Here is an 11,822-nt window from a genome sequence, read left to right as displayed (position 1 = left end):
CTAAAAAATGGAGAGGGCTGGGGTGAGGTTACAATTGCCGTTTACCCCTTCAGTTTCAGGTCAATCAGTATTTGCTCAATTTTCTGCTCCAGTTGCTGCTCCACGCTGTCATAATCGGCTGCGGATTGTAGCGGTTCGTTCACACTGATGTAAAACTTGATCTTGGGCTCGGTGCCGGAGGGGCGCGCTGATATTTTGCTGCCGTCATCGGTGAGGTACTGCAACACATTGGAGCTTTCCAGGTGGAGGGTTTGCTGCTCGCCGGTGTTTACCAGTTTGCGGGTGCTCATCTTGTAATCGTTAATCTCCGCTACCTTAGAGCCCGCAATAGACTGCGGTGGATTGCTGCGCATGTCGGCCATCATCTGCTGGATCTCTTCGGCGCCGCGCTGTCCTTTTTTAGTGAACGACACCAGCTCCTCTTTATAAAAACCATACTTGGTGTACATCTCCACCATCATCTCAAACAGGCTCTGGTCATTATCACGGGCTACAGCGGCCATCTCAGCAATCAGGGCACAAGCCGAGATGCCGTCTTTGTCGCGCACGAAATCACCGATCATGTAGCCGTAGCTTTCCTCGCCGCCGCCAATGTATACTTCCTTGCCCTCCAGTTCACGAATCTTCTCCGCTATGTATTTAAAGCCGGTCAGGGTTTCGTAGTGTTTCACGCCGTAGCTTTCGGCAATGTCTTTGATCAGGTCGGTGGTTACAATGGTTTTGACGATGAACTCGTTGCCCGTCAGCTTTCCGGCTTTCTGCCAGGCCTGCAGCAGGTAATTGATGAGCAGGGCGCCGGTTTGGTTACCGTTCAGTAGCACGAATTCGCCTTTCAGGTTTTTAACGGCGATGCCCACACGGTCAGAGTCCGGGTCGGTGGCCATTACCAGTTCGGCGTCTAGCGCTTTGGCCTTGTTCAGGGCCAGCGTCATGGCTTCTTTCTCCTCGGGGTTCGGGTAAACCACGGTCGGGAAGTTGCCGTTTGGCTCGGCCTGCTCCTGCACCACATGCACATTGGTAAAACCGAAGCGCTTGAGTACTTCCGGCACCAGCGTAATACCGGTGCCATGGATGGAGGAGTAAACGATCTTGATGTCGTGCTGGCGCTGGATGGCCTCCTTTGAGACAGAAAGCCCCAGTACCCGCTGTATGTAGGCCTCGTCTACTTCCTTGCCGATCATTTCGATATTTTCCGGTTTTGCCCCGAACTTCACCTCATCAATAGACGTGATCTTGTTCACCTCGGCGATGATGTTCTTGTCGTGCGGAGCGGTTACCTGGGCACCATCGTTCCAGTATACTTTGTAGCCGTTATACTCTTTGGGGTTATGCGAAGCCGTTACCACCACGCCGCTCTGGCAACCCAGGTGCCGGATGGCAAACGAAAGCTCCGGGGTGGGGCGCAGTTCCTCGAACAGGTATACTTTAATGTCGTTGGCCGAGAATATCTCTGCGGAGATTCGGGCAAACACATCGGAGTTGTTACGGCAGTCGTGAGCAATGGCAACTTTTACCTGCTCACCAGGGAAGTTTTGCTTCAGGTAATTGCACAGGCCCTGTGTGGCCATGCCCAGCGTGTAGCGGTTCATGCGGTTGCTGCCGGCGCCCATAATGCCGCGCAAGCCGCCGGTGCCAAACTCCAGGTCTTTGTAAAAAGCATCGGAAAGGGTCTCGTGCTCGTCGCGCTCCAGCATGCCGCTGATTTCTTTTTTAGTGGCTTCGTCGTAGTTGCCGGCCAGCCAGCTGTCTATTTTTTGGCGTATGGTAGTGTCGATCATTGTCGTTGTTAAGTGATGTTATAAATGAAATCGCATAAAAAATCACACCAGCTGTTTCTGTACCTGTAGCACATCCGAAAGAACTGGTGTGATTTTGTGTATCGAAAGCATTTGCCCCGGAATATTTACCGGAATCTATACTTTATTTCCGTGTTAGAGGTTTCCGCGCAGGTCCTGCTCGCGTTCGATGGCCTCAAACAAGGCTTTAAAGTTGCCTTTTCCGAACGATTTGGCTCCTTTACGCTGGATGATCTCATAGAACACGGTTGGCCGGTCTTCCACAGGTTTCGTGAAGATCTGAAGCAAGTACCCTTCGTCGTCGCGGTCCACGAGGATGTTCATTTTTTTAAGCTCGCCCATGTCCTCGTCAATATGGCCGATGCGCTTCACCAGGTCTTCGTAATATGTTTCGGGTACATACAGGAACTCCACCCCGCGTTTGCGCAACTCGCTTACCGTGTGCAGGATATCATTGGTGGCGATGGCGATGTGCTGCACCCCGGCTCCTTTGTAAAACTCCAGGTACTCGTCTATCTGTGATTTCTTTTTTCCGGCGGCAGGCTCGTTAATCGGGAACTTGATGTAGCCGTTCCCGTTCGAAACTACCTTCGACATCAGGGCCGTGTACTCTGTGCTGATGTCCTTGTCATCGAAGGTGAGCAGCAGCTTAAAGCCCATCACTTTCTCGTAGAACTCCACCCAGTCGTTCATCTTGCCTAGCTCCACATTGCCCACGCAGTGGTCTACATACTTCAGGCCCACTGGCTCTACCTGCAGGATGCTTTCTTTGGCAACAAACCCCGGTAAAAAGGGTCCTGTGTAATTCGAGCGCTCTACAAAAGTATGGATCGTGTCGCCGTACGTATGAATGGAGGCTACTTTTACTTCGCCGTGCTCGTCTTGTAGGGTCTGGGGCTCCAGGGCAGGCTTGGCGCCCCGCTCCACGGTTTCGCGGAAAGACTTATGGGCATCGTCCACCCACAGGGCCAGCACTTTTACGCCATCGCCGTGCCGCTGCACATGCTGCGATATGTCGGACTCTGGGTTAAGGGAGGTGGTAAAAACAAAGCGAACTTTTTCCTGCTGCACCACATAGGAGGCGCGGTCGCGGATGCCGGTTTCGGGGCCAGCGTAGGCTACTAACTTAAAGCCAAAAGCCGTCTGGTAAAAGTGTGCTGCCTGCTTGGCGTTGCCCACATAAAACTCAATATAATCGGTGCCATTTAAAGGCAGAATATCGGTAGCCATAATTTCTAAGAGTAGGTTAAATCATGATTTATGTAAAAATACAGCTTTTAAAGTTTTATCAAAACCCCTTAGGGCCATACAAATTATCATTACGATTACTTGCAATTGCTAAGGCATGTTTTCAACTTTGTAAAAATATACACAGAGACGCCATGAACGCAAACGCACTGAACAGCTCTATTGTTAGTATCCTGGAGAAGAAGCAGGCACTGAATGCTTTGGATTACAATGATGAGCGTTACGATGATATGGAAGAAGAACTCCACGACCTGGAAGACAACTTTAACGAGGAATACGGAGATTACATGGAGGATGTGTTGGAGGATGTGCACGGCAAGATCAAGTCTGATGCCGATGTGCTGCTGCCCTCTGCTTACCTGGCAAGCGCCCTGACCAACCTGGAGTTAAGCAATGAGGAGCAAGAGGGTGTTTGGGTCGAGTCGGATTCTTTTCCGGGTGTTGAGATGCGCCTGGTTCTGGTGGCTAACCCCCCACGCGTTTTATTGGTACTCGCTGACCAGGAGCGTGTGCTCTGGACGGCTGAATAATTAAACAGATAGTATGTAACTGGCGCCTGCCTTTGGTAAAGCGCCTACTTACCGCGCCTGCTTTTGTAAACCTTACAGAAGCAGGCGCGGGTTTTTTATTGTGCTAAGTATGGCGGCCATTTATAAATAGCTGTTTACTTGTAGCGAGAAGCTCTCGCGACAAACCAAAACGTATAAGCTAAAGTATGGAAACGGGTTAAGCTGATCTCATTTCAAAATCCTTTTCAAGAATTTAGCCAAAGCGGCACAAAAAACGTGTAGCCAATTATAAAGCATGTAGTATACTGCTTTATTAAGCAACAACCTTCCCTGTGTAAAAGTACAGCGGTAACCTTTCCATCTTTAAAACTGTCGTCTGCTCATTGAAACACATCACGCGCACCATCTGGGTTTTATCACTGGTAAGTTTGTTCACCGACACAGCAAGCGAGATGCTGTACCCCATTCTTCCCATCTATCTAAAAAGTATTGGCTTTTCTGTGGTGCTAATCGGGATACTGGAGGGAGTGGCGGAGGCTACGGCAGGACTGAGCAAAGGCTATTTTGGCAAGTTATCCGACAACGTGGGTCGCCGTGTGCCTTTTGTGCAACTGGGCTATTCACTGAGCGCAATCTCCAAGCCGATGATGGCGATCTTCCTGTTCCCCTTCTGGATATTTCTGGCCCGTACCCTCGATCGCTTTGGTAAGGGAATCCGTACCGGCGCGCGCGATGCCCTGCTCTCTGACGAGGCAACTGCTGAAACGAAAGGCAAGGTGTTCGGTTTTCACCGATCGATGGATACCCTGGGTGCGGTATTGGGGCCTGTGCTGGCTTTGGTATACCTTTATTTTTACCCGGAGGACTACAGAACCCTGTTCTTTGTTGCTTTCGTGCCGGGGCTGCTGGCGGTGTTAACCTCCTTTGTGCTGCGCGAAAAGCAGCTACCCGTTGCCAAGGTTTCAAATGTACCTACCCCCTTTTTCGCCTTTGTTCATTATTGGAGAAAAAGCCCTTTGGTATACCGCAAGGTGGTGATCGGGCTGCTTGTTTTTACATTGTTCAACAGCTCAGATATATTCCTGCTTTTAAAGGCGAAGCAGGCCGGGCTAGATGATACGATGGTGATCGGCGTGTATATTTTCTACAACCTGATCTATGCGTTATTTGCTTTTCCGGTGGGTATCGTGGCCGATAACATCGGGCTCAAAACCATTTACCTGGTGGGGCTTGCCTTGTTTGCAGTGGTGTATTTTGGGATGTCCTATAATGTGAATCTGTATGTATTCTATGGCTTGTTTTTTATCTATGGTGTGTATGCGGCGGCCACAGAGGGGATCTCGAAGGCCTGGATCAGCAACATCACCTCTAAAAAAGACACTGCTACAGCCATAGGCACCTATGCGGGTTTCCAAAGCATCTGCACGATGCTGTCCAGCACGCTAACCGGTTTCATATGGTTCAGGTTCGGGGCGAGCACAGCCTTCCTGCTCACTGCCGTTATGACGGTGGTGGTCATTTTATACTTCCTTGCCATGCCAGTACCAAAGCTGAATAAGCCACTCGCACCTGTAAATGAGTAGTTCAGCACAGTGGATAGGACAGTAAAGTGGTTGCAGCAGGGGAGGGGGGCGCCCCATAAATACGAGAGTTTCCCCTTGCTTATCTGAATCAAAACTCGACATTTGTTAGCTGCAAACGCATGCTGACTAAAATATACACCTGATAATTAATGGATGTAGTAGATAGCAACGGGAACCTACTGGCTGACGGCGATTCGGTGCATGTAGTCAAAGACCTGAAAGTAAAAGGCATGCCCACCACCCTGAAACGCGGGAACGTGATCAAAAACATACGTTTAACCGGCAGTCCCGAAGAAGTAGAGTGTCGCATCGGAAAAAGTCAGGTGGTCCTTAAAACCATGTACCTGAAAAAGGCTTAGCACAAACGCTGATACGCCTCTGGCGGCTTTATCGCATACAGTTAAATTGTGTATGCTTTCCGGGTGCCTGCTATAGTGTGGCGTAAAAGTATGGCAGAAAAGGAGTGGAGCCATTATATTTGCAGTCCAAAACAATAGAAATATGAGCAAGGCAAACTGGGTTACCGTTAAAGAATACGAAGACATCACCTATAAGAAATCGGATGGCGTGGCACGCATTGCCTTTAACAGGCCTAATGTGCGCAATGCATTCCGCCCTAAAACCGTAAGCGAGCTGTTTGAGGCTTTCCTGGATGCCCGCGAAGATACCTCGATCGGTGTGGTGCTGTTGGCTGCGGAAGGCCCTTCCAGCAAAGACGGCGTATACTCATTTTGCAGCGGAGGCGACCAGAACGCCCGTGGCCACCAGGGTTATGTGGATGAAGCCGGGATGCCGCGCCTGAACATACTGGAGGTGCAGCGTCTTATCCGTTTTATGCCCAAGGTAGTAATAGCCGTAGTGCCGGGTTGGGCTGTTGGGGGCGGGCACAGCCTGCACGTGGTCTGCGACCTGACGCTGGCCAGCAAGGAACACGCTATTTTTAAGCAGACTGACGCCGATGTTACCAGCTTTGACGGTGGCTACGGATCTGCTTACCTGGCCAAGATGGTAGGCCAGAAGCGCGCCCGCGAAATCTTCTTTCTGGGAAGAAATTACTCGGCCCAGGATGCCTATGAAATGGGCATGGTAAACGCTGTGATTCCGCACGAGGAACTGGAGGATACGGCCTATGCCTGGGCACAGGAAATACTGGAAAAATCGCCGACCTCAATTAAAATGCTGAAGTTTGCCTTTAACGCCACCGACGATGGCATGGTGGGGCAGCAGATTTTCGCAGGCGAGGCCACCCGCTTAACATACATGACCGAGGAGGCCAAAGAAGGCAGAAATGCCTTTCTAGAGAAGCGTAAGCCGAATTTCAAAGACATCAAATGGATTCCTTAACTGGGAGTCAGTAGGTTATTAAATTGTTAGCCGTGTGAAGGTAATCCAGGTTTTATGCTACCTTTAGTCTTGTTCAGGAAGCAAGTTTAATGTATATCCATGAAAAAAACCATTGCATTGATCGCGCATAACAGCCGGAAAAATGACCTGCTTAACTGGTGTAAGGTAAACTACGACAGGTTAAAGCATCACCAGCTTATTGGCACTTCCAACACCTCCCGTTTAATAAACGAAATGCTGGAGTTGGGTGTAAAACCTTTCGGGCATGGGCCAAGCGGAGGCGATATACTGCTGGCGGCCAAAATACTGCAGGGAGAAGTGGACAAGGTGATCTTTTTTATTGACGCCGAAACCCCGCACGGACATGAGCACGATATCCAGACCCTGATCCGGACGGCTGTTCTGAATAATATTCCGATTGCATTGAATAGGGCTTCAGCCGATCTGATAGTACAGGAGCAGGATTAATACAAACCACTGTCATTAAATATGAAGGTGCAACTGCAAAAGCTGATACTTTTGCAGTTGCACTTTTTTTCGTGACTTATAAAATATAAATAGTTATATTTTAGATCGTGCTGTATAGCAGTTTCCACTTGGCTTGCCTCAAACAAACTGCCCCTTCACTGCTGTTCCTGGTCTTTTCACTACGCTGTGCAGGCTATTTAAACCTTAAGCCACTAAGCAACCGTAAACTGTAATGTACTATTGGTTATAATTTTAAATAATAAACAAACAACGACTATGAAGACTAAAAATAATAAATTGATCAAATTACTTGGTACCGGTTTGTGTGTTACCCTAATGACAGGTATGGTTGCCTGTGGAGGCGATGGATATGAAACCGCCGAAGAAAATGAAGTGATTGAAACAACCGCCGATACGGATGCCGGCGTAATGGATAACTGGGACAATGAGCGTTTCGGTACTACCTTCGCCTCGAACAGAAGCTATGGTGACTGGGATGAAAATGATGATAACCTGCTAGACGAAAACGAGTTTACCAGGGGTTCTTTCATGACCTGGGACACTAATGACGATAATTTTATCGATGAGAACGAGTGGAACACCGCTAATCGTGACTTTGGGATGGAAGGTCAGAATTGGGCGGATTGGGATTTGAACAAGGACAGCAGACTAGACGAGAACGAGTTTAGAACCGGTTATGCTAAGGGCAACTATTACCGCGATTGGGACAAAGATGGCGATAGCATGCTAAATGAAAGAGAATATTCTGATGGTATTTTTGGCCTGTGGGATAACAATGATGACGGAATGCTGGATAACAACGAATATAACGACCGTTATAACCGTTATTACGGCAATATGTAACAACCGTGTAGCGTAATACAAGAAGAGCGACCTGCAGTTTATGCAGGTCGCTCTTTTTTTATACTTTAGCTTTAAACAAATTAAAATCCTACCTTTTTCCGCACGCGCTGTAACACCGGCGTTGCAATGGCTTTCGCTTTCTCAGCGCCTTCCAGAAGTTTCTTGTCTATCTCGGGCAGGTTCTCCATGTAATAATTAAAAAGCTCCCGCTCCTTTGCGTATTTTCGAATGATTACCTCAAAGAGTGCCTGTTTGGCATGGCCGTAACCATAGCCACCTGCCAGGTAGTTCCGGCGCATGGTCTGCACCTCCTCAGGACTGGCCAGCAAACTGAAAAGCTGATACACGGTATCGCTGTCTGGGTCTTTGGGCTCTTCCAGGGCGGTACTGTCGGTTACAATGCTCATGATCGTTTTCCGGAGCGACTTGTCAGCCTCAAAGATATCTATGATGTTTCCGTACGATTTGCTCATCTTTTCGCCGTTAATCCCTGGCACCGTCATCACAGCTTCATCAACCCGGGCCTCTGGCAGTACAAAGGTCTCGCCGAAAGTGTGGTTAAAGGAGCTGGCAATGTCGCGGGTAATTTCCAGGTGCTGCATCTGGTCTTTTCCTACCGGCACTATATTGGCGTCATACATTAAAATATCAGCCGCCATCAGCACAGGGTAAGTAAACAGGCCCGCATTCACATCAGAAAGGCCACGGCGGGCAGACTTATCCTTAAACGAATGTGCATTTGCCAGCATCGGGAACGGCGTGTAGCAGCTCAGGTACCAGGTGAGCTCAGTGACCATCGGTACATCTGACTGACGGTAGAAAATATGCTTATCCGTATCGAAACCAAAAGCAAGCCAGGCCGCAGCTACGGCATACGTATTGCTACGCAGCAAGGCAGCATCTCGCACACTGGTAAGCGAATGTAGGTCGGCTATAAAAAACAGGGACTCCTGATCAGACTTTTTTGATAGTTCTACAGCTGGAATGATCGCCCCAAGCAGGTTGCCCAGGTGGGGTCTGCCAGTTGCTTGTATTCCGGTAAGGTAACGTGCCATGTATTCTTAGGTATTAAGTTATCAGGTGCAAGTTAACCTAAAAAGCGTTTTATTAAAATGGCACTGGCAAATCGGCTCCGGGTTTAGCGTTGCAGCTGCAAAGTATAGTTGGCTTTGCTCTTTATCGTGGCCTGTGTGCGGTCCAGCATTTTAATCGCTTTGCTGTTCACCTGCTCAAAGTAAAGCGGGTCATACTTTCCGTCCGGTATCAGTTGAATGATAGCCGCTTCCGGATTCTGTTTGTTACCCCGCGCAGGGAACCAGATGCCTTTTATGTGGAAAACCTCGCTGCCTGATGAGCCTTTACCCAGATAAGTCTGCTCCAGCAGGAATGTTCTGCTGCCAGCTTTGTTGCCTTTCAGCGATAGTTTCATGCGAATTCCGTTGCAATCGGCGCAGGGAATGGTGCCCACATAAGTACCTTCGGCAACAGAAACGATTTTTGCTGCCGGTGTATGGGTGGTGATGAGGGCCTTTACTTGTCGGGAAGTGGTTATTTCTGATCTGAACTGAAAACTCATCGTTACAGTAGCTAGAAGAACGATTGCAATTATTTGTTTCATGTGACAGAGGCAGTTAAATAAAAAAAGAGATTATATTCTTTAAAACAGGAAACAGCTGAGATTTATTGTGAGCTACAAAACAATATCGGAAGCAGGGCTGCCAACCTGTTATGGCCGTGAAGAATGAAACGAAGAGGGCTATAAAAAACCAATGGTTAGGATAACAGCATGAATGCTGCACCTAACCATTTCAACCAACCAATCTTTAAAATCTATAAACAACACAGGCCGTGTAAGTGAAAATATAAGCCTGAAGTAGAATGTCGTTACTGCGCTACCTCAATCTGGGGTCTGGTGGCGGGTTTATGAAGTATCTGATGAATTGTTTTCCAATTGGCAATTACAATTGCCAGCAAGATAAGGGTTACCCCCAGCCATTGTATGGATACTACTTCCTCCTGCAGCACAAACCGCGACATGAGCACTGCAACCGGCAGTTCTGCCGCGCTCAGGATAGCACTTAGGCCAAGCCCTGTTTTAGGGATGCCGTACGCATAAAAAACAGGCGGCAACACCGTCCCGAAGATAGACAACAGCAGGCCCCATTTAAATAAGCCGTTTAGTAAAGCCCCGTTTACCAGGAACACAGGGGGAAATATGGTAAAAATCAGGATACAGGCCCCTGTTAGCAGGAGAGCACTTTTGGTGATGGGGTGCATGTTATTGCCGGCCTTGCCATTAACCGCCAGGAATACCGTGTAACTCATGGCAGCCAAAATTCCGTATCCAACGCCAGTCCAGTCAAAATCAGGCAGCTGATCAGAGAAAACCCGGCCAGCCAGGCAGGTGCCCAATAGCACCAGGGCAACCATACTTACCTGCGAGCCCTTGGGTAGCGTGCGTTTTGTGATCGCCTCTAACAGGAGGCTCATCCACGTGAATTGCATTAGCAGGAGAATAGCAATGGATGCAGGAACCGTTTGAACGCATTTGTAATAAAAAATACTGACCAGTCCGGTGCTGGTGCCCATGGCAGCCAACTGAAGCTTTTCCCTGAACGTGGTGCTTTTGCCAGCGCTACCCATTACCTGGCGCAGTAATACGATGGCCCAAAGTATGATCAAACCGAAAAAAACCTGTGTGCCGGTTACATCCCCCAGCGTGAAGCCTTCTCTATAGGCTAACTTGACAAAAGTGGAAAGTATGCCGAAACTGCAAGCACCAAAAAAAACCAATAATATCCCTCTGAACATAACCGCCCACTTAAAAACTAAAATGTAAACTAAAAGAAAATAAGGCGCTATGTGCCTCAACTCTAAGGAAGGGACTGCTAAAGGTCGTGGAGGACGTACCCGGTAATAAATATTTGTGTATGTGCTAAGTGTGCTGCCATTGGGGCTGCAAAGATAAGCGTGTACAGTTATGATAAAAAGATTTGTGCTGTTTTTTATCAGGCTTTTGTGAGAGCATACCATACTGATGCCCCTAAAATGAGGAGGAGCCACCAGCGAATGCCCACAATGCACTTTTACTCAGACAGGCTGAATATACTGCCCTCTGTCGCCAGATTTGTATTGGGAAATACCTCTTTGGCTTCATCAAGCAGGGGCGTAAGGTCTTTGTAACGCACTGAGAAATGACCGATCAATAATTGGCCTACCTGAGCATCGGCGGCAAGTGCTGCTGCCTGCTTGGTGGTGCTATGGAAAGTGTAATTCGCCCTGTCGCGAAGTTCATCGGCAAAGGTAGCCTCATGGTAAAGCAGGTCAACCTTGTGCAGGTAGGGGAGCAGGTCGGGCTTATAGCGGCTGTCGGCACAGTAGGCGTAGCTGCGGCTGCGCTTAGGCTCAAGCGTAACGTGCTGGCTTTGCAGCAGTAAATTACCCTGCTCATCCAGGATGTCCTCGCCCCATTTGAGGCGCACCAGTTGTGGAGGGGTCAGGTAATCAGGGAGAAGCTCCTTGATCAGCGGGCGCGGCTTTTGCTTTTCGCGGAACACGAAGCCACAGCAGGGAACCCGGTGTTCCATGGGTATGGTGTGTACCGTTAGCTGCTTGTCTTCAAATATCTTTTTATAAGAGGAAGTATCCAGTTCGTTAAAAACAAGCTTGTAGCACAGGTTAGTGCCGGAGTATTTGAGTTGTAAGCTGATGATCTCGGAAAGCCCGGGAGGGCCAAAGAGGTGCAAAGGGGCCTGGCGACCCTGTAAATGCATGGTGGAGAGCAATCCTGCCAGCCCGAAGTAATGATCGCCGTGCAGGTGGCTGATGTAGATATTAGAAATGCGCTGATGCTTTATCCTGTAAAGCATCAGCTGCATTTGGGTTCCTTCGCCACAGTCAATCAGATGGTACTGATTATTTACTGTTAATACCTGGGCGGTGTGATGTCTGTTTGCCGATGGAGTGGCCGACGAACTGCCAAGTATCCTGAGTTCGAAATCCACAATAGG

12 protein-coding genes are annotated in these 11,822 nt (G+C 48.8%); 6 read left to right on the top strand and 6 right to left on the bottom strand.

The window, feature by feature from the left end; all coding sequences use genetic code 11:
* Nucleotides 1-41: 41 nt before the first annotated feature.
* Both AC4BAN_RS02050 and hppD read right to left on the bottom strand, forming a co-directional pair.
* Complete coding sequence (locus AC4BAN_RS02050) at nt 42-1,778, bottom strand: phospho-sugar mutase (RefSeq protein ID WP_490562697.1); 1,737 nt, start codon at nt 1,776-1,778, stop codon at nt 42-44.
* Nucleotides 1,779-1,931: 153 nt separating this feature from the next.
* Nucleotides 1,932-3,026 carry a 4-hydroxyphenylpyruvate dioxygenase gene (gene hppD / locus AC4BAN_RS02045; protein WP_490562696.1) on the bottom strand — a complete coding sequence of 365 codons (1,095 nt, stop codon included), beginning with the start codon at nt 3,024-3,026 and terminating at the stop codon, nt 1,932-1,934.
* 152 nt (nt 3,027-3,178) lie between these two features.
* Between hppD and AC4BAN_RS02040 the strand changes: the two genes are divergently transcribed.
* From AC4BAN_RS02040 to AC4BAN_RS02015, 6 genes are all read left to right on the top strand, one after another.
* Nucleotides 3,179-3,574: a hypothetical protein gene (locus tag AC4BAN_RS02040; protein WP_490562695.1), complete on the top strand. Its 396-nt coding sequence runs from the start codon at nt 3,179-3,181 to the stop codon at nt 3,572-3,574.
* A gap of 362 nt (nt 3,575-3,936) precedes the next feature.
* Nucleotides 3,937-5,136 (top strand): MFS transporter, encoded by a 1,200-nt coding sequence (locus AC4BAN_RS02035; protein WP_490562694.1) that lies wholly within the window; start codon nt 3,937-3,939, stop codon nt 5,134-5,136.
* A 149-nt stretch (nt 5,137-5,285) separates the two neighbouring features.
* Nucleotides 5,286-5,495 (top strand): alkylphosphonate utilization protein, encoded by a 210-nt coding sequence (locus AC4BAN_RS02030; RefSeq protein WP_490562693.1) that lies wholly within the window; start codon nt 5,286-5,288, stop codon nt 5,493-5,495.
* 142 nt (nt 5,496-5,637) lie between these two features.
* Entirely contained in the window at nt 5,638-6,480 is an 843-nt protein-coding gene (locus AC4BAN_RS02025; protein WP_490562692.1) for a 1,4-dihydroxy-2-naphthoyl-CoA synthase, read from the top strand.
* Between the two features lie 99 nt (nt 6,481-6,579).
* Nucleotides 6,580-6,948 (top strand): methylglyoxal synthase, encoded by a 369-nt coding sequence (locus AC4BAN_RS02020; RefSeq protein ID WP_490562691.1) that lies wholly within the window; start codon nt 6,580-6,582, stop codon nt 6,946-6,948.
* A 336-nt stretch (nt 6,949-7,284) separates the two neighbouring features.
* Nucleotides 7,285-7,812 carry a hypothetical protein gene (locus AC4BAN_RS02015; protein ID WP_490562690.1) on the top strand — a complete coding sequence of 176 codons (528 nt, stop codon included), beginning with the start codon at nt 7,285-7,287 and terminating at the stop codon, nt 7,810-7,812.
* Nucleotides 7,813-7,892: 80 nt separating this feature from the next.
* On the opposite strand, the gene trpS is transcribed toward AC4BAN_RS02015, so the two are convergent.
* The 4 genes from trpS to AC4BAN_RS01995 all read right to left on the bottom strand — a co-directional run bounded on the left by trpS (nt 7,893) and on the right by AC4BAN_RS01995 (nt 11,816).
* Nucleotides 7,893-8,867, bottom strand: coding sequence for a tryptophan--tRNA ligase (gene trpS / locus AC4BAN_RS02010; RefSeq protein WP_490562689.1), 975 nt, complete (start codon nt 8,865-8,867; stop codon nt 7,893-7,895).
* A gap of 83 nt (nt 8,868-8,950) precedes the next feature.
* Complete coding sequence (locus AC4BAN_RS02005; protein ID WP_490562688.1) at nt 8,951-9,430, bottom strand: copper resistance protein NlpE N-terminal domain-containing protein; 480 nt, start codon at nt 9,428-9,430, stop codon at nt 8,951-8,953.
* 266 nt (nt 9,431-9,696) lie between these two features.
* A complete protein-coding gene (locus tag AC4BAN_RS02000; protein WP_490562687.1) occupies nt 9,697-10,623 on the bottom strand; it encodes an EamA family transporter in 927 nt (308 codons plus the stop codon).
* A 275-nt stretch (nt 10,624-10,898) separates the two neighbouring features.
* Complete coding sequence (locus AC4BAN_RS01995; protein WP_490562686.1) at nt 10,899-11,816, bottom strand: ribonuclease Z; 918 nt, start codon at nt 11,814-11,816, stop codon at nt 10,899-10,901.
* Nucleotides 11,817-11,822 lie beyond the last annotated feature (6 nt).

This window comes from Pontibacter sp. GD13, from assembly GCF_058216355.1.
The sequence above is the reverse complement of the archived record's forward strand: the minus strand, read 5'-3'. Positions and strand labels throughout refer to the sequence as shown.

Bases quoted from the DNA above. Each gene is read 5' to 3' on its own strand.
- AC4BAN_RS02050 (WP_490562697.1), bottom strand. From the start codon at position 1,778: ATGATCGACACTACCATACGCCAAAAAATAGACAGCTGGCTGGCCGGC.
- hppD (WP_490562696.1), bottom strand. From the start codon at position 3,026: ATGGCTACCGATATTCTGCCTTTAAATGGCACCGATTATATTGAGTTT.
- AC4BAN_RS02040 (WP_490562695.1), top strand. From the start codon at position 3,179: ATGAACGCAAACGCACTGAACAGCTCTATTGTTAGTATCCTGGAGAAG.
- AC4BAN_RS02030 (WP_490562693.1), top strand. From the start codon at position 5,286: ATGGATGTAGTAGATAGCAACGGGAACCTACTGGCTGACGGCGATTCG.
- AC4BAN_RS02025 (WP_490562692.1), top strand. From the start codon at position 5,638: ATGAGCAAGGCAAACTGGGTTACCGTTAAAGAATACGAAGACATCACC.
- AC4BAN_RS02020 (WP_490562691.1), top strand. From the start codon at position 6,580: ATGAAAAAAACCATTGCATTGATCGCGCATAACAGCCGGAAAAATGAC.
- AC4BAN_RS02015 (WP_490562690.1), top strand. From the start codon at position 7,285: ATGACAGGTATGGTTGCCTGTGGAGGCGATGGATATGAAACCGCCGAA.
- trpS (WP_490562689.1), bottom strand. From the start codon at position 8,867: ATGGCACGTTACCTTACCGGAATACAAGCAACTGGCAGACCCCACCTG.
- AC4BAN_RS02005 (WP_490562688.1), bottom strand. From the start codon at position 9,430: ATGAAACAAATAATTGCAATCGTTCTTCTAGCTACTGTAACGATGAGT.
- AC4BAN_RS02000 (WP_490562687.1), bottom strand. From the start codon at position 10,623: ATGTTCAGAGGGATATTATTGGTTTTTTTTGGTGCTTGCAGTTTCGGC.